Consider the following 17266-nt stretch of genomic DNA (forward strand, 5'->3'; position numbering starts at 1 on the left):
CGGATGACAGCAGAACTACCCCACAAACGCTAATGGCGGATTAATCAGAGCGCGAGAATTCGGCGCGCCGGGCTGACGGCAAGTTCCGAACCAAGCCACGTGACCAAATCGCTGCTGTCGGCGGCCTGTTGGTTCGCCGTCTGCATCTCATTGTCGCCGCACGCCCCCGATGGTTCGGCCCCTGGCGCTCGCAGTCATTCACGTCTCAGTGCTGTACCGTCCTGACGGTGGCGCGTCCGATTTGCGATGCGGTAATGTCGGATGGTCGAACAGGAATGCTGATCATGATGTTTCGCAATTTTTGCGCCGCGCTTGTCATCACGGTCTCGCTCGGCTCTGCGCAGGCGGCGCCGCAATGGCTGAGCCTCCCGCCGACGCCGACATTGCCCAAGGCGGCGCAAAGCGGCCTCGCTCCCGTCAACGGGGTGAAGATCTGGTACGCGGTCTATGGCCGCGGCGAGCCCGTCATCCTGCTGCATGGCGGCCTCGCCAACGCGAATTACTGGGGCCACCAGGTCCGCGCGCTGCAACGGCACTATCAGGTCATCGTCATGGAAAGCCGCGGGCATGGGCGCAGCAGCCGCAATCAGGAACCGTATGGCTACGATGTGATGGCCTCGGACGTGGTCGCCCTGCTCGATCGTCTCAAGATCAAGAAGGCTGCGATCGTGGGCTGGAGCGACGGCGCCATCATCGGCCTCGACATCGCCATGAAGCACCCGGAGCGCGTCAGCAGGCTGTTCGCCTTCGCGGCGAACTCCGATCCGTCAGGCGTTGCGGATATCGCGTCGAGCGAGGTCTTCAACGCCTACATCGCAAGGGCCGGCGAAGAGTACAAGCGCCTCTCGCCGACGCCGACGGAGTACAAGAACTTCGTCGCGGAGATTACAAAGATGTGGGAGAGCCAGCCGAAATGGACGGCGTCGGATCTTGCGGCCATCAAGGTCCCGACCTGGATCGTGGACGGCGACCACGACGAGGCGATCAAGCGTGACAACACCGAATTCATGGCGGCGAACATTCCCGGCGCCGGTCTGCTGATCCAGCCGCAGGTCAGTCACTTCTCGTTTTTGCAGGATCCCGAGCAGTTCAACGAGGATGTGCTGCGGTTTTTGGGGCGTGGAGCCGCGGCGAAGTAAGATATCGCAGGGTGGGCAAAGCGACAGCGTGCCCACCACGTCTGTCGTGACAATCAAGAGATCGTGGGCACGGCGCAAGAACGCCTTTGCCCATCCTTGCACTGTCGCTATTTCGCGGGCTTTGCCCGGTCCTTCACCGGGATCACGAGCTTCAAGCCGGACCAGACGTCGTCGACGGCGCAGACCTTGATATCGACGAGGCCGTTCGCAAGCGCGGTCTCGCGCACCAGCGTCTCGGTCACGTCGCTTACGACGCCTGACGCCTTCTTCGGCCAGGACGCCCAGATCATCCCGGCGGGCGCGATCGCCTTGCGGTAGCTGCGCAGCTTTGCAGCGAGACCTTTGGCTTCTGTCGCGAAGAGATGCACCACATCGAGTGGCGCCTTGGCGGTCTTTGCGATCGTCACGTCGTCAGGAAGCTCGCCGACAATGTCGCTGTAGGCGACCGAAAGACCGTCCACAAAAATGCAAAAGCCCGGCTTGATGCCGAGCTTTTGCACGGTCGACCTGCCGGAATAGCCCGCCATGACCGCCTGCCCTTTCACAAGCGTCGCGCCGCAACCGCGTTCGACATCAGGGCCCGAACGCCGGTGCGATGAAACGGAAGGATGACGAACAGATAGATCTTCCCGAAGACGTTGTGCACGGTGCAGACCGTCGTGACGACGACATCGGTCGCGACGCCTCCCTTCACTTTCAGCACTGACAATCTGAAATCGAGGTGCTTGTTATCGCGCCCCGCCACGATCTCGTTCTCGGCGATGAAATAGATCGGCCATGGCCCGATCTTGTCGCCGACCCGGTGTCCGCTCCTGATCGCGGGGCTCATGACCTCACCGATGGTCGGCGTGTCGAGCCCTGCGAACCTCGCGATGACGTTGCGGACGATCAGCAGCAGCTTCATCCAGAGCGGCGTATGCCCGAACAGCGCGAAGAAGATATCGACAATCCCGAGTTCCGGATGTGCCAGTGCCGCACGATAGGAATCGTGGAAATATGCACTCTCGACAAACTCGCGACCAAGCGCGCTGTCCGAGGGACAATTACAGTCGACGACGTCCATGGCGCCCCTCGAACAGTGTGCCCAACATGAAAAAACGGGCGCCGCGAGGCGCCCGTTCTGAATCAATCGTTGCAAGCCATCTCCGTCAGGCCTGCGGCTGCGGCTCCAGGCCGGGATCCGGGTCGGGCCGCGGGCGCGACTTGCCGGCCGGGGGCACCGCGGAAGCGCGCGGCGTGGTCGGTTCCAGCACGGACTCGCGGTTCGGCTTCTTGCCCTTGAGCAGGTCGACGATCTCGTCGCCGGAGAGCGTCTCGAACTCGAGCAGGCCCTTGGCGAGAGCTTCGAGATCGGCGCGCTTCTCGGTGAGAATGCGGGTCGCTTCGTTGTAGCCCTCTTCCACGAAGCGCCGGATCTCGGAGTCGATCTTCTGGACGGTCGCTTCAGAGGCGTTCTGCGTGCGCGACACCGACATGCCCAGGAACACCTCGTCCTGGTTCTCGCCGTAGGACACCGTGCCAAGCTCTTCCGACAGGCCCCAGCGCGTCACCATCATGCGCGCCAGACGCGTTGCCTGCTCGATGTCGGAGGACGCACCCGAGGTCACCTTCTCGCGGCCGAAGATCAGCTCTTCGGCGACACGGCCGCCCATCATGATGGCGAGGCGCGACGTCATCTGCTCCAGCGACATCGACAGCTTGTCGCGCTCGGGCAGTTGCATGACCATGCCGAGCGCACGGCCGCGCGGAATGATGGTCGCCTTGTGGATCGGGTCGGTCGCGACGACGTTGAGGCCGACGATGGCGTGGCCACCCTCGTGATAGGCCGTGAGCAGCTTCTCTTCCTCGGTCATGACGAGCGACTTGCGCTCGGCGCCCATCATCACCTTGTCTTTGGCTTCCTCGAACTCGGCCTGGGTGACCATGCGCTTGTTGCGGCGCGCAGCCGTCAAGGCGGCCTCATTGACGAGGTTCATTAGGTCTGCGCCGGAGAAGCCCGGGGTGCCGCGCGCGATGGTCTTGAGGTTGATATCGGGCGCCAGCGGCACCTTGCGGACGTGAACCTTGAGGATCTGCTCGCGGCCGACGACATCGGGATTGGGCACCACGACCTGGCGGTCGAAGCGGCCCGGACGCAGCAGCGCCGGATCGAGCACGTCGGGGCGGTTGGTCGCGGCGATCAGGATCACGCCCTCGTTGGCCTCGAAGCCGTCCATCTCGACCAGCAACTGGTTCAGCGTCTGCTCGCGCTCGTCATTGCCGCCGCCAAGGCCGGCGCCACGGTGACGACCGACCGCGTCGATTTCATCGATGAAGATGATGCAGGGCGCATTCTTCTTGGCCTGCTCGAACATGTCGCGGACGCGGGAAGCGCCGACGCCGACGAACATCTCGACGAAGTCCGAACCGGAGATGGTGAAGAACGGCACGTTGGCTTCGCCCGCGACCGCACGCGCGATCAGGGTCTTGCCGGTGCCGGGAGGACCGACCAGCAGCACGCCACGCGGAATGCGGCCGCCGAGGCGCTGGAATTTGCCGGGGTCGCGGAGGAATTCGACGATCTCCTGAAGGTCCTGCTTGGCTTCGTCGACGCCGGCGACGTCCTCGAAGGTGACGCGGCCATGCGCTTCGGTCAGCATCTTGGCGCGCGACTTGCCGAAGCCCATCGCCTTGCCGGCGCCGCCCTGCATCTGCCGCGACAGGAAGATCCAGACGCCGATCAGCGCGATGAAGGGCAGCCAGGAGACCAGCAGCGAGACGAACCAGGGCACGTTGTCGCCCGGCGGCTTCGCGGTGATCTGCACCTTGCTGTCATAGAGACGCTTCACCAGCGTCGGATCGCTCGGCGAGTAGGTCTGGAAGCTCGAGCCGTTGGTGAAGGTGCCGTGGATGTCCGGCCCCTGGATCACGACGTCGCGGACATTGCCGCGGTCAACTTCGCTCAGGAGCTGCGAGAAGGCGATGTCCTGCGAGGAGGCCCGCTGACCCGGATTCTGGAAGAGCGTGAACAACGCCAATAGCAGCAAGACAATGATGACCCAGAGGGCGAAATTGCGCAGATTGGCGTTCATCGATCTTCCTTCGTGGTCGCGCGGATCGCGGCCTGATCCTTGGGCGGTATCTTGGACGATTACTTTGTCAGTGCGAGGAAATCCCCAAGGAATCCTCTTGGTTAGACGCATACAATTTAGGTGCCGCCCCGGTCGCTGCCAAGGGAACGAGATGGGACTATTTATCCCATCTTAGCGCGATTCCCGCTGAAATAATGGCATCAAGGCCGGGGTTTTTCCTGCCTGGTTAAGGTGTCCTGACGCGGTCCATCGCAAATGGCCGGTGTCATGATCCGCCCCTGAACCGGCGCGCCGGCGCAGGCGTGATGTGGATACGCCCCCCGGCAAGGCTGATCAAGGCTCCCGCAAGGGTCTGCTTCAGGATCGCACGGCCATTTGCGGGTGCAGGGGGCCTTGCGGCCATTACCTGATTCACGGCCTGATCGAGCGCGGCCAGGAGGGCCTCGACCTTGCCGAGTTCCGCCGGCCCTTCACGGCCGAGGGCATTGACCGTCCGCAGCAGCAGCCGCAGCCGGACCTCCTCCGGCAGGAGGGCAAAGGCTTCGGCCTCGAAGCTTCGGCCATTCGCCTGCGGCGCATCGCCGCGCGCCCGGAGCTGAAGGAAGCGCTCGGCGCCATCGACCAGCACCTCGACCGCCGCATTGGCGCGCGCCAGCCTTGCGGCGAGCCGCGCCAGGCTCCTGCTATCGCCGCCCTCGGCCGCGAGTTGCGGCAGCAGCGCACGCAGCCGCGGCCGGGTGAAGGCGGTGTCGCGGTTGGTGGGGTCGTCGGCAAAGCCAATCCTGGCACGCTTCAGCGTCGCGACGAGCTGCGACTTCGGGACATCGAGCAGGGGACGCGCCAGCACGATGCCGTCACGCTCCGTCAGGCGCGCCATCGCCGACAGTCCGGCAAGTCCACTGCCGCGAAGCATGCGCATCAACAGGGTCTCGGCCTGGTCGTCGCGGGTGTGGGCGGTCAGCACATGGCTGGCGCCGGCCTTGCGCGCGGCCTCGTTGAGCAGGCGGTAGCGGGCTTCGCGCGCAGCGGCGGGCAATCCCGTGTCCGGCTTCGCGCCGCGCCAGCGCAGGGTCCGGTGCGTCAGCCCGAGCTCGGTTGCCAGCCCCTTCACCTCGCGCGCCTCGCGCGCAGCTTCCGGCCGCAGGCCGTGATCGACGGTGACGACAGTGAGCTGGGGGCCACGTGCAAGGCCGCGCCGCCAGCGCGCGGCGAGCCACATCAGCGCGACCGAGTCGGGCCCGCCGGAGACCGCGAGCACCAGTCCCGGCGCGCTTCTCAACCCGGCGAAGAGCTGCTTCCCCGCGCGCGCCGTGATCGGTGAATTGTCGTCGTCTGACATGACGTTGCCCAGCAGAATGAGCACCGTTTTAGCGCAGCGTTGTCCGCCTTGTCAGGGATGAATGCGGCGCCTCAGCACTTCACCCGCTTCTGCTCGCGATCGACCGCGGCTTTGACGCCGGCGGAGGCGCGCGGATATTTGCGGCCGACTTCGCCGAAGGCGGCGCAGGCGGCCTCCTTCTCCTTCAGAGCGGCCAGCGACTGGCCGAGCCGCAGCAGGGCATCCGGCGCCTTGGCCGATTTGTCGTACTTGGTGGTGACGGCAAGGAAGGCTTCCGCGGAGTCACGATATTGCTGGCGCTGGAAGTAGCTTTCGCCAAGCCAATATTGCGCATCGCCGAGCAGCGGGTCGCTCGGATATTTCTGCGCAAAGTTCTTCATCGTTTGCTCGGCGAGCGCGTAGTCCTTGCGCTGCATGTAGCCGATGCCGAGGTCGAACTCATCGCGCGGCGTGGCCGAGGGCGGCAGGGTCGCAAGGCCCGTGCCGCCCGACGGCGCGGGATTGCCCTGTTGGGCCGGCGGATAGCCCGGCTGTGTCGGCACCGCGGCTTGCGGGTAGCGGGGGCCGTTGTTGGAGAGATCGAGCGGCTCGCCATAGCCGCGGCCGCCGGGCGCACCTGCCTGAGTGCCTGCCGGCATCGGCTGCTGCCCGCCACCGAGCGCGCGCGGCGCGCCGGGTGCGTTCGGGTTCTGGCTCGGGTCGAAGGAATCACCGCGGCGGCGCGTGCCGGGCGCGCCCGGTGCCGGCTGCTCCTGAACGATCGGCGCGGCGGCCTGCGGCTGCTCGTAATTCGGCTGGGCCTGCTGCTGCTGGCGAGAGGCCGGCGCGACCTGGGTCGGCGCGATCTGGGCTGGCGGCATCGCCGAGACATTGGGCACCTGTCCGGGCGCGCCTGGCGCGCCGCCCTCGAGCGCCCGCAGCCGCTCTTCGAGCTGGCGGTTGCGATATTGCAGCTCTTCGTTCTGGCCGGTGAGCTGGCGCAGCTGGTTCTCCAGCCGCTCGATCCGCATCTCCGGGTCGTCGTCCGACTGCGCGCATACGGGCGCGCAGAAAGAGAGCAGCGCAGCGATCGCCACGGTGCCGGTAATTGCCTTGAATTTCGATGACATCTTGCCCTGACGACAAAAGCGGCGTGGCACGCGGCGGACCGTTGGCCGCGGCTCACAATGAGGAAGGGAGTACGCCAAAACTGTGACTGCCACCAAGGGGTTTTAGGTCACGGATTGCTGAAACGAAACCGGCGCCCGAGAGGGCGCCGGCATAATCGGTCTTTGAAGATGAACGGCGCCTGACTGAGCGTCAGTATCCCGGCGTCAGGAGCTCGCGTTCAGCACGGTGACGGCGCGACGGTTCTGCGACCAGCAGGAGATGTCGTTACAGACGGCGACCGGCCGCTCCTTGCCGTAGGAGATCGTGCGCATGCGGTTCGGATCGATGCCGCGCGAGGCAAGGAACGAACGCACCGACTGGGCGCGGCGGGCGCCGAGCGCGATGTTGTATTCGCGGGTGCCGCGCTCGTCGGCATGACCTTCGATGGTGAAGCTGTATTGGCGGTAGTTCTGGAGCCACTGCGCCTGCTTCTCCAGGGTCACGATCGCCTGCGGGGTCAGATCGGTCTGGTCGCTTTCGAAGAACACGCGGTCGCCCACGTTCACCACGAAGTCCTGCTGGCTGCCAGGCGTCGCCGCGTTGGCCATCGCATCCGTCGCAGCATTCTTGTTGGCGCAGGCGCCCATCGACAGCGCAATTGCAACCACTGCAGCCAGCTTCAATCCCTGGAGGATACGCATAGGATATTTCATTCCGGAGCCTCCACGCTCACGTTCGTCCACTGCTTCCGGTCTACAGGGGGTTGGTTAAGCGAACGTTCCGTCAACCTTGATGGAACCTTGCTTCAGCCGGTCAAATGCCCCCAACCCGCGAAAAGCACCCGTCATGGTTAATGGGTTGTAAATGTGGCGCGAGGGTGAAGGCAAGCCGCGCCGGTCGGCAAAACGCCGGTTTTTGCTGGAAATCTGGGCCGTGTGATCGGCGAACCGCCCCATAGCGGCCGGCGGCGATGCGGGGATCCCAGCCGGAATTCAGCCTTGCGCAGCACCCGCGACAAGCACGGGGCGCGGCACGGCGGCGCGGATGTTGTTACCGCGGTCGAACAGCATCCGCCGCTCGAAGGCACTCGAACGCATGATCGGAAAGCGGGTCAAGACGCGCTCGCGGAGGCTTCGGAAATCGGACGCCATCAGGGCGACCGGCTTCAACACGTTCGGAAACGAGCGCGGTTCCGTGATCGCCTCATGCAGAAAGACCCGGCGGTAGAATGCCTGATGCTCCGCCCGGACCTGCGCAAGCCCGGTGTCGGCATTGAAGTGTTCGCAGGCGAGATAAGCGAGGCGCAGGGTGACATAGGGCAGCTCCGGAAATCGCCCGGCCTGCTCAGGGTCGGCAACGAACCGCGCCGGATCGACGAAAACCTCGCCGCGGTCGAGACGGGGATGAAGCACGTCGCCGAACAATTCGGTCGCATAGGACATGCGCTGATCCGACGTCAGGACATGCAGACGGACGGAGCTGCAGAGCTCGCCATCGATGTAGATTCCGAAGGTCCAGGCGTTCGGCGCATCATCATAGCGATCGCTGACGCGATGCGCCTCGGACGGCAGGATCAATCCACCGTGCAGATAGGCCCGGTAGCGCATTTGATAGAGGCGATCTTTGTCTTCCGGAGTTTCGATGAGTCTGTAGTCGACCCGATCAAAAATCCCTGCCCCCCGCATAACCAACGGAGCGCGCGGCTCGGCCCGGGATTCCATCTGACACTCCACAACTCGTCCAACAACTTCCGCGAGTTTGAAAAGATTAACGCCTCCTTAACGGAATTGCAAAGGCTTGAATTGATTAGGGTTAATCCCCGTAGGACTACGGTGGACTGTAACGAGTTGAAACGATGAGAAATCTTGGAACGGGATGTCAGGCGAAGGAGCGCGAGGAGATCGCGACAACCTGATCTTCGTGCAGGCGACGGCCATGCGAGGCGTTGAGCAATTGGCGCACCCGCACCGCCGGGACCGGCCGGCTGAACAGATAACCCTGCCCCTCGCTCACCGTCCCGTCGGCGCTGATCAGCTCGAGCTGCTCGTTGGTCTCGATGCCCTCGACCACCACGGCCATGCCGAGATCGGCGGACAGCCGCGCCACGCCGCGCAGCAGCGTCAGCGGCCGGTCGGTGTCGATTCCCTCGAGGAAGGAGCGGTCGATCTTGACCTTCTGCATCGGGAAATTGTGCAGGTAGCTGAGGCTCGAATAGCCGGTGCCGAAATCGTCCAGCGAGATGCGCACGCCGAGCGCATGCAGCTGCGACAGGATGTCGTGGGTGAGCTGGGTGTTGCGCAGCAGCGACGACTCGGTGATCTCGATCTCGAGCCGATGGGCCGGCAGGCCCGAGACCTCGAGCGCGTAGCGGATTTCGCTGAGCACGTCGCGCTGGTGGAATTGCTGCGGCGAGAAGTTGACGGCGACGCTGACGCCGTCCGGCCACTTCATGCATTCCATGCAGGCGCGGCGCAGGATCCAGCGGCCGAGATCGACGATCAGGCCCATGTCCTCGGCGACCGGGATGATGTCGACCGGCGAGACCGTGCCGCGCACCGGATGATTCCAGCGCAACAGCGCCTCGCAGGTGGTGATCTTGCCGGACTTCAGGTTGACCAGCGGCTGGTAGAACAGCTCGAACTCCTCGTTGGCGAGCGCCTTGCGCAGGTCCAGCTCGAGGATGCGGCGGGCCTCGACGGTGGCCGCCATCTCGTCGCGGAAGAAGCAGAAGGTGCCGCGGCCGTCGGCCTTGGCGCGGTACAGCGCCATGTCGGCGTTCTTGAGCAGCGTGTCGGCGCTGACGTCGCCGTCCGGCGAGGTCAGCGCGATGCCGACGCTGGCGCCGATTTCGACCAGATGATTGTCGATGCGGTAGCGCTCGCTCAGGCGTTCGACGATTCGGCGGGCAAGGCTGGCTGCGTCCTCGGGCGAGCTGATGTTCTGCTGGAACACGACGAACTCGTCGCCGCCGAAGCGGGCGACGAAATCCTCGGGGCGCAGCATCTCGCGCAGACGGTTGGCGACCGCGCACAGAAGCTGGTCGCCGCAGGGGTGACCGAGCGTATCATTGACTTGCTTGAACTGGTCGAGGTCGACGAACAGCAGCGCGCAGAGGCGTTCAGAGCTGTGCGAGATCGCCAGCAGCCGCTCGATCTCGTCGCGGAAGCTGACGCGGTTGGGAAGCGCCGTGAGCTCGTCGTAGCGGGCCAGATGGCTGATCTTCGCCTCGGCGCTCTTGCGCTCGGTAATGTCCTCCAGCAGGACGACGGCGCCTCCGTCCGTCATCGGCTGAATGGTCCATGACAGCGTCCGCCCCCGTGCGGGGTCGGGGTCCGTGGTCACGATCTCCTTGTTCTGAAGCTCGCGGATGTCGTGCAGGATCAGATCGCCGCTCTCCCTCGATAGCGAGACGGACTCGATGCACGCCGCGATGATCTGGGATGCGCTGGGGCCGCTCTGCACGAGGTCGTCGGGCAGGTTCATCATCTCGCCGAAACGATGATTCATGACCGCGAGCTGGCCGTCGACGTGGAACATGCACAGGCCGTGCGGCATGTTGTTCAAGGCGGTGTCGAACCGGCCGGCGAGTGCGGCTTCGCGCTCACGCGCGACCAGCGCGCGCATGAATATCCGGTGCAGATTGGCCGACAGTCCCATCAGCGACAGGAGGAAGGCGGCGCTCACGACCGCCATCGCGACGTAGAACGGCGTGCCGCGCAACGCCAGCGCGATCACGATGGGAACGAAGACGAGGCTGACCTGCAGCTGGAAGATCCACTGTCGGCCATAGGCCCTGCCGGCGCCGCCTGCCGCAATTCCGGTGGTGACGGACAGGGCGATCATATGGGCGACGGCATCGTCGCTGCTGAACAGGGTCGTCGAGCACCAGGTGCCGATCGCGGCCGCCTGAACCATCGCCCCGACCTGGTAGCGCGTCTGCCAGTGCGACGCCTCCCTGGTCGTCAGCGTCAGCTTGCGCCTCTGGTACAGGTACAGGTTGAACGCGCGGAAGATGCCGGCAACGACGAGAAGCCCGACGCAGGCCCAGATAAGTGGTTCTCCCGTCTTCAGCGCAGTCATCGCGGCGCCGATGGAGACGAATACCAGGCCGGCCAGCAGAGGACGGGGGGCTTCGAACAGCGAATCGATCAGCGCTGCCGAAACCGTCGGCGAGGCCTGCTCGGATTCTCCGCTCTGGCTTGCGAACTGCATTTGTGTTTGTACGCGTCCTGTCTGGCGCATACTTTTACCCAGCCGAGATGAAGCCTTTCTGAGGGAACATCGTTAAAGGCGAGTTGTTTTTCGGCAATAGCGAACCGGTTTCTGCTGACATATCAAGCAACTAGGCAAGCTTTGCCGAGCACAAGGTGAAGGAAAGCTTGCTGTTCCCGCCAAGCCCGAAAAAATCGGCGCATTTTTTCGAAAACATCGCGCGGCTGAACACGCGATGTTTTAGCTCGATGGTTCTAGAGCCTGATCCGGAAAAGTGCGAAGCGGTTTTCCGAAAAGATCATGCCCAAAACAACAACCTAAAGCGCGATGACTATTCACCGTAATCTCATCGCGCTTTAGCCGGGTGTCGAGGACAGCAGCGGCGACCAGGCCGGGTCGGAAGCGAAGCCCGGCGTCGGCACCTTGAGCTCGTTGCGACCGGAGATGTCGACGGAGTACAGCGACGGTCCGCCGTTGCCGCCTGGATCGCGGAAGAACATCAGCACGCGGCCGTTCGGCGAGAAGGTCGGGCCTTCATTGTGGAAGCCCGAGGTGAGCAGCCGCTCGCCGGAGCCGTCAGGCTTCATGACGCCAATCGAGAATTGCCCGCCGCCCTGACGGGTGAAGGCGATGTAATCGCCGCGCGGCGACCACACCGGCGTCGAATAGCTGGCGTTGGTGTCGTCCTTGGAGAAGGAGATGCGCTGCGCCGCTCCGCCGCCTGCCGACATCACGTAGATCTGCGAGCGACCGCCACGATCGGACTCGAAGCAGATGCGGGTGCCGTCCGGTGAGTAGGACGGAGACGTGTCGATCGCCGGCGTGTCGGTGAGGCGCGTGGTCGAGCGCGAGCGCAGATCCATCGCGAACAGGTTGGAATTGCCACCCTGCTGCAAGCTCATGATGACGCGCTGGCCGTCCGGCGAGAAGCGCGGCGCGAAGGTCATGCCGGGGAAGTTGCCGACGATCTCGCGCTGGCCGGTCTCGATGTTGAAGAGATAGACCTTCGGATCGCCCTGGCCGAATTCCATGTAGGTGATCTCTTGCGAGTTCGGCGAGAAGCGCGGCGTCAGCACGAGGTCGGAGCCGCGGGTCAGGTAGCGCACGTTGGCGCCGTCCTGGTCCATCATCGCGAGCCGCTTGACGCGGCGCTCTTTCGGCCCGGTCTCGTCGACGAACACGACGCGGCTGTCGAAATAGCCCTTCTCGCCGGTCATCTGCTCATAGATCTGGTCGGAGATGATGTGGGCGATGCGGCGCCAATATTCCGGCGAGGTGAAATATTGCTGTCCCGTGAGCTGCTGGCCGGTGACCACGTCCCAGAGGCGGAATTCGGCCTTGAGCCTTCCGTCCTGCCCCCGCGTCATGCGGCCGGTGACCAGCGCCTGCGCGTTGATGGTCTTCCAGTTCTGGAATTGCGGCGCGACGTCGATGTTGCTGATGCGCTCGATGAAGGCAGCCTGGTCGATCGGGGCGAACAGGCCCGAGCGCTTCAGATTGTTGGTGATGACCTGCGTGACGCCGTTGCTGACATCGCCGTCGGCGGGAGAGCCCGGCACGAAGTTGGAGATCGCGATCGGAATCGGCCGAAACTCGGTGGGATCGATGCGGAGCCGCCCCTGCTGGGGCTGGGCCTGAGCAAGGACACGTCCGCCCCCGAGCATCGCGAGCGTCGATCCGGTCAGGGTCATGAAGCGGCGGCGGTTCATCGAACTCACGTCATTCATTGCAAAATTCTTTTGTTCGGATGTCACAACATGTCTTTCAGACCGAAAGTCATCGGAATGAGCTTCCAGGTGTCGTATTGCTGTTTCGGCAAGAATGAATAGACCTGACACTGCACGATGGCGCGCTTGGCGCTTTCCGCCACAGCCTGGGCGATCGACCGTGACGGTCCTCGCACTGCGACGATGACTGGCTCGGACGCGAGCGAGCCGTCGATCTTCATGGGAATGTCGATGTCGGCTTCATACAGGTTGGCGTCCTGCCCGTTGTAAGTGGGCGTGAAGCAGCGCTTGACCGCACCCTGGAATGCACCTTGCCAGGTCGCGACGTTGTTGGCGGACGTTCCCGTGGTCGATCCCAGCGCCGCCGACGCATTCAGCGCCGCGCCGGAGAGCTCGTGCCGGGTCGCGGAACGCTTGTCGAGATCGCGCTGGATCTGCGCGGGGTCGAACGAGCGCTCCTTCGGCTTCGGCTGCTGCTGAGGCTGCACCGCCGCGACCTTCTGCTCAACGGGCTTCGGCGGCGGCTTCTTGGTCTCCATCTTCTTCTGGAGCTCGGCGATCGGATCTTCCTTGGCCGGATCAGGCTTCTTTTCCTGTGGCTTCGGTTCTTCCTTCGGCTTGGCCTCGGCGACGGGCTTGGGCGGCTCGGGCTTCTTCTCGACCGGTTTCTCGACGGGCTTCGGCGGCGGCTCGGGCTGCGAGTTGGTCTTGATCAGCTCCTTCTTCTCGGTGACCTTGCCGACGGCATCTTCCTCGGGCTTGGCTTCCGCGATCTTCTCGACCTTGGGCTTCGGCTCTTTCTTGTCGCCGGTCTTCTGCCCCGACATCATCTTCGCGAGCTGATCGCTGGAGATGATGTCGACCGGAAGCGACTCTTCCGGCGCGATGAAAGCCTTGCTGCTAAAGGTGACCAGCCCCCATCCCAGCACGAGGATGTGCAGAGCAATCGACGCAACGAATGTCTTGTCGACGTTCACCCTCACTGGCTTACCCCTGATCCGCCTCGGTGACGAGCGCCAGCTTCTTGAAGCCTGCCCCCGACAACAGGCCCATGACCCTGGCCACCGTGCCGTAATCTGCCTTCTTGTCGGCACGCAGATAGATGCGTTCCTCGAGCCCGCCGCGCGCGTCCGTGATCGCCTTCAGCTTCGGCACCAGATCGTTGATCGCAACCTCGGCGTCGTTGATGAACACCTTGCCCTTGATGTCGACCGACATCTGAAGCGGCTTCTGGTCGTTGTTTTCGAGGCTCTTGGCCTGGGTCTGCGGCAGGTCGAGCGGCACGCCGACCGTCAGCATCGGCGCCGACACCATGAAGATGATGAGCAGCACCAGCATCACGTCGACCATCGGCGTGACATTGATCTCGGCCACGACCGGCTTGCGCCGGCCACGGCGTCCGCCGCCTCCGGACGAACTCGCTACGTTCATCGCCATGATCGAATGCCCAAATTGCCCTTCACACTATACATGCCGTCCGTCAGCCTCGCTCGTCGATCTGACGGGAGAGAATGGCTGAAAATTCATCGGCGAAGCCTTCAAGTCGCTGGGCCTGCCGGTTCACCTCGGAGGTGAACTTATTGTAGAAAATAGTGGCAGGAATGGCGGCGATAAGGCCGACGGCGGTCGCAAACAGCGCTTCGGCAATACCGGGAGCCACCACCGCCAGAGAGGTATTTTTCGACGCCGCGATCGACTGGAAGCTCGACATGATGCCCCAGACCGTGCCGAACAGGCCGACGAAGGGGCCGGCGGAGCCGACGGTCGCGAGCACCAGCAGGCGGCGTTCCAGGCGCTCGACCTCGCGCGCGATCGAGACGTTCATCACCTTGTCGATGCGCATCTGGAGGCCGGCGACCGAGCGCGCGTGGCTCTCGAACGAGCGCTTCCACTCGCGCATCGCCGCCACGAAACAGGCCGCCATCGAATGCGTCGGCTTGGCCGACAGGGTGCGATAGAGCTCCTCGATCGACTCGCCGGACCAGAAGGCCTGCTCGAAGCGGTCCATCGAGCGGCGGGTGCGCGCATAAAGGAAGATCTTGTCGATGGCGATGGCCCAGACCCACACCGAGCAGGCGAGAAGCCCCAGCATGACCCCTTTCACGATCCAGTGAGCCTGCCAGAACAGCGCGATCAGCGACACGTCCGCGGAAGCGGCAACCGGAAGGGCTGACTGAGCCACGTCGGCCGGATTCATAAGCAGTATCCTCTCAAGGCGATCGTTACCTGATGTCTCCGGCAAGCAAATGGCTGCCGGTTCCCCAACAGCCGCGCAAACCGGCGCGGCCGGCAAGCCCGCTCAAAGCCTTGTCTTTCTGGGGTGCAGGGGCTCATCCAAAGCCGGCCGCCTGCATTCCCTGCCAAGATGTCAAAACTATGGGCCTCAAGCTCGGCTCCGGGCGTGACTGTCCGCAATTACCAGAGCCCGCCGATGGTTAACGTGCGGTTACCATGGGCGAATTTGGCTGCCGGAAAGGTAGGCCGCGCAGGGGGATGGGGACGGCGGGGTGCGAGACAGGATGTCGCGTGGCGTTGCCGGATAGGGAGCTGCGGGCCCCGCAATGCGGCCGGTTCCCTTCCCCTTACGGCTGTTCAGACGGGTGTTCGGACACATCGTGGACACTTCCAACAGCAAGGAGGCTGTCGGATACCGTTCCACGAGCTGATAGGCTGCGCTCGCGAACAACAACGTGCCGGTATCACCGGCCCAGCCTGAGGAGCGTCCAGTGCCGAAACCACAAACCCATGTGCGGTGGATCTTCGCCGCGATCGTATCGGTCAGCTTCGTCGCGTTCGGCCCCGCGCGCGCGGCGTCGGTTGCGCCGGTCGCCGCCGAAAACGGCATGGTCGTCTCCGCGCAACATCTGGCGACCCAGGTCGGCGTCGACGTGCTGAAGCGCGGTGGCAACGCCGTCGATGCCGCTGTGGCTGTCGGTTATGCCCTGGCCGTCGTCTATCCGGCAGCCGGCAATCTCGGCGGCGGCGGCTTCATGACCATCAATCTCGCCGATGGCCGCAAGACCTTTCTCGACTTCCGCGAGACGGCGCCCAAGGGCGCGACCGCCAACATGTATCTCGACAAGGATGGCAACGTCATCAAGGGCATCTCGACCAAGGGACATCTCGCCGTGGGCGTTCCAGGATCCGTCTCGGGCATGGAATATGCGCGCGAAAAATACGGCACCATGAAACGCGCCGACCTGCTCGCCCCCGCGATCCAGCTCGCCGAGCAGGGCTTTGCGCTGGACCAGGGCGACATCGACCTGTTGCTCACCGCCACTCAGGATTTTCGGGACGATCCCGCCTCCGCCGCCATTTTCCTCAATAACGGTCAGCCGTTCCGGGTGGGCGAGAAGCTGACGCAGTCGGAGCTCGCCAAGACCCTGCGCGAGATCAGCAGCAAAGGCACCGATGGCTTCTACAAAGGCTGGGTCGGCGGCGCCATCGCGGCATCGAGCCAGGCCGGCAAGGGCCTGATCACGCAGGATGACCTCGACAATTACAAGACCCGCGAGCTCGCCCCGGTCGAATGCGACTATCGCGGCTACCATGTGATCTCCGCGCCGCCGCCGAGCTCGGGCGGCGTCGTCATTTGCGAGATCCTCAATATCCTGGAGGGCTATCAACTGAAGGAGCTGGGCTACCACTCCGCGCAGGCCGTGCACGTGCAGATCGAAGCCATGCGGCACGCTTACGTGGACCGCAACAGCTATCTCGGCGATCCGGACTTCGTGAAGAATCCGCTCGACCGCCTCCTCGACAAGAATTACGCGACCAAGATCCGCGCCGTGATCGATCCGAACAAGGCCGGCGTCTCCAAGGACATCAAGCCGGGCGTTGCGCCGCATGAGGGCAGCAACACCACGCATTATTCAATCGCGGACAAGGACGGCAACGCCGTATCGGTGACCTACACGCTGAACGACTGGTTCGGCGCCAAGGTGACGGCGGCCAAGACCGGCGTCCTGCTGAACGATGAAATGGACGACTTCACCGCCAAGGTCGGCGTACCGAACCTGTATGGCCTGGTGCAGGGCGAGGCCAATTCCATCGCTCCCGGCAAGCGGCCGCTGTCCTCGATGAGCCCGACCATCGTCACCAAGGACGGCAAGACGGTCATGGTGGTGGGGACACCCGGCGGCAGCCGCATCATCACGGCGGTCTTGCAGACCATGATCAACGCGATCGATTACGGCATGAATGCGCAGGAAGCGGTCGACATGCCGCGCATCCACCAGCAATGGCTGCCGGACCTGACCAACGTCGAGACTTATGCCCTGTCGCCGGACACGCAAAAGATTCTGGAAGGCATGGGCCACAAGTTCGGACCGCCGCAGCCGGCCAACCATCTGGCAGTCATCATCGTCGGCGCGCCGTCACTCAACGGCAAGCAGGTCGGCAACAACCGCTACTATGGCGCCAACGATCCCCGCCGCAACTCGGGGCAGGCCGCCGGGTATTAGATGGACGCCGGTTCGCGTCAAGAAAACGCGTCAAAACAAGAATCCAGAGCCGTGATTCCATCGGAACGAAAACGGCTCTGGAGACGGCGGAGTGCCTCACCACTTCTCCTTGGAGGTCCGCACGTCGAGCTCGAACGACCAGGCACGTTCGGGCTGGCGGTACAGGAAGGCGAAGGCATCGACGATGCCTTCGATGTCGATCAGGCTGCCCTCGGATCTCCTTGAT

Annotated in this window: 14 protein-coding genes; 2 read left to right on the forward strand and 12 right to left on the reverse strand. The window is 64.0% G+C overall.

What is annotated here, in order from left to right:
* Positions 1-284: 284 nt before the first annotated feature.
* On the forward strand, positions 285-1139 hold the full coding sequence (locus I3J27_RS31710) for an alpha/beta fold hydrolase (RefSeq protein WP_270162786.1): 855 nt from the start codon (positions 285-287) through the stop codon (positions 1137-1139).
* A gap of 107 nt (positions 1140-1246) precedes the next feature.
* Here I3J27_RS31710 and I3J27_RS31715 read toward each other — a convergent pair whose 3' ends face one another.
* The 12 genes from I3J27_RS31715 to tolQ form a co-directional block, all read right to left on the reverse strand.
* Positions 1247-1666: a DUF3052 domain-containing protein gene (locus I3J27_RS31715; RefSeq protein WP_270162787.1), complete on the reverse strand. Its 420-nt coding sequence runs from the start codon at positions 1664-1666 to the stop codon at positions 1247-1249.
* Positions 1667-1680: 14 nt separating this feature from the next.
* A complete protein-coding gene (locus I3J27_RS31720; RefSeq protein WP_270162789.1) occupies positions 1681-2202 on the reverse strand; it encodes a DUF2867 domain-containing protein in 522 nt (173 codons plus the stop codon).
* A gap of 85 nt (positions 2203-2287) precedes the next feature.
* Positions 2288-4210, reverse strand: coding sequence for an ATP-dependent zinc metalloprotease FtsH (ftsH, locus tag I3J27_RS31725; protein WP_270162790.1), 1923 nt, complete (start codon positions 4208-4210; stop codon positions 2288-2290).
* A 265-nt stretch (positions 4211-4475) separates the two neighbouring features.
* Positions 4476-5549, reverse strand: coding sequence for a tRNA lysidine(34) synthetase TilS (gene tilS / locus I3J27_RS31730; protein WP_270162791.1), 1074 nt, complete (start codon positions 5547-5549; stop codon positions 4476-4478).
* Positions 5550-5620: 71 nt separating this feature from the next.
* On the reverse strand, positions 5621-6658 hold the full coding sequence (ybgF, locus tag I3J27_RS31735) for a tol-pal system protein YbgF (RefSeq protein WP_270162792.1): 1038 nt from the start codon (positions 6656-6658) through the stop codon (positions 5621-5623).
* A 204-nt stretch (positions 6659-6862) separates the two neighbouring features.
* Positions 6863-7351, reverse strand: coding sequence for a peptidoglycan-associated lipoprotein Pal (gene pal / locus I3J27_RS31740; protein WP_028152222.1), 489 nt, complete (start codon positions 7349-7351; stop codon positions 6863-6865).
* Positions 7352-7630: 279 nt separating this feature from the next.
* Positions 7631-8359: an N-acyl amino acid synthase FeeM domain-containing protein gene (locus I3J27_RS31745; protein WP_270162794.1), complete on the reverse strand. Its 729-nt coding sequence runs from the start codon at positions 8357-8359 to the stop codon at positions 7631-7633.
* Between the two features lie 157 nt (positions 8360-8516).
* Positions 8517-10850 carry a putative bifunctional diguanylate cyclase/phosphodiesterase gene (locus tag I3J27_RS31750; RefSeq protein WP_270162796.1) on the reverse strand — a complete coding sequence of 778 codons (2334 nt, stop codon included), beginning with the start codon at positions 10848-10850 and terminating at the stop codon, positions 8517-8519.
* Positions 10851-11206: 356 nt separating this feature from the next.
* A complete protein-coding gene (gene tolB, locus I3J27_RS31755) occupies positions 11207-12577 on the reverse strand; it encodes a Tol-Pal system beta propeller repeat protein TolB (protein ID WP_270162797.1) in 1371 nt (456 codons plus the stop codon).
* Positions 12578-12600: 23 nt separating this feature from the next.
* Positions 12601-13560 (reverse strand): cell envelope integrity protein TolA, encoded by a 960-nt coding sequence (gene tolA / locus I3J27_RS31760; protein ID WP_270162798.1) that lies wholly within the window; start codon positions 13558-13560, stop codon positions 12601-12603.
* A gap of 4 nt (positions 13561-13564) precedes the next feature.
* On the reverse strand, positions 13565-14014 hold the full coding sequence (tolR, locus tag I3J27_RS31765) for a protein TolR (protein WP_270162799.1): 450 nt from the start codon (positions 14012-14014) through the stop codon (positions 13565-13567).
* Positions 14015-14057: 43 nt separating this feature from the next.
* Positions 14058-14774 carry a protein TolQ gene (tolQ, locus tag I3J27_RS31770; protein ID WP_254116151.1) on the reverse strand — a complete coding sequence of 239 codons (717 nt, stop codon included), beginning with the start codon at positions 14772-14774 and terminating at the stop codon, positions 14058-14060.
* Positions 14775-15303: 529 nt separating this feature from the next.
* On the opposite strand from tolQ, the gene ggt reads away from it, so the two are divergent.
* A complete protein-coding gene (gene ggt / locus I3J27_RS31775) occupies positions 15304-17040 on the forward strand; it encodes a gamma-glutamyltransferase (protein ID WP_270162800.1) in 1737 nt (578 codons plus the stop codon).
* Positions 17041-17266: the final 226 nt, after the last annotated feature.

It is taken from the genome of Bradyrhizobium xenonodulans (assembly GCF_027594865.1).
In the GTDB taxonomy this organism is placed as follows: domain Bacteria; phylum Pseudomonadota; class Alphaproteobacteria; order Rhizobiales; family Xanthobacteraceae; genus Bradyrhizobium; species Bradyrhizobium xenonodulans.

Bases quoted from the DNA above. Each gene is read 5' to 3' on its own strand.
- I3J27_RS31710 (WP_270162786.1), top strand. From the start codon at position 285: ATGATGTTTCGCAATTTTTGCGCCGCGCTTGTCATCACGGTCTCGCTC.
- I3J27_RS31715 (WP_270162787.1), bottom strand. From the start codon at position 1,666: ATGGCGGGCTATTCCGGCAGGTCGACCGTGCAAAAGCTCGGCATCAAG.
- I3J27_RS31720 (WP_270162789.1), bottom strand. From the start codon at position 2,202: ATGGACGTCGTCGACTGTAATTGTCCCTCGGACAGCGCGCTTGGTCGC.
- ftsH (WP_270162790.1), bottom strand. From the start codon at position 4,210: ATGAACGCCAATCTGCGCAATTTCGCCCTCTGGGTCATCATTGTCTTG.
- tilS (WP_270162791.1), bottom strand. From the start codon at position 5,549: ATGTCAGACGACGACAATTCACCGATCACGGCGCGCGCGGGGAAGCAG.
- ybgF (WP_270162792.1), bottom strand. From the start codon at position 6,658: ATGTCATCGAAATTCAAGGCAATTACCGGCACCGTGGCGATCGCTGCG.
- pal (WP_028152222.1), bottom strand. From the start codon at position 7,351: ATGAAATATCCTATGCGTATCCTCCAGGGATTGAAGCTGGCTGCAGTG.
- I3J27_RS31745 (WP_270162794.1), bottom strand. From the start codon at position 8,359: ATGGAATCCCGGGCCGAGCCGCGCGCTCCGTTGGTTATGCGGGGGGCA.
- I3J27_RS31750 (WP_270162796.1), bottom strand. From the start codon at position 10,850: ATGCAGTTCGCAAGCCAGAGCGGAGAATCCGAGCAGGCCTCGCCGACG.
- tolB (WP_270162797.1), bottom strand. From the start codon at position 12,577: ATGAATGACGTGAGTTCGATGAACCGCCGCCGCTTCATGACCCTGACC.
- tolR (WP_270162799.1), bottom strand. From the start codon at position 14,014: ATGGCGATGAACGTAGCGAGTTCGTCCGGAGGCGGCGGACGCCGTGGC.
- tolQ (WP_254116151.1), bottom strand. From the start codon at position 14,774: ATGAATCCGGCCGACGTGGCTCAGTCAGCCCTTCCGGTTGCCGCTTCC.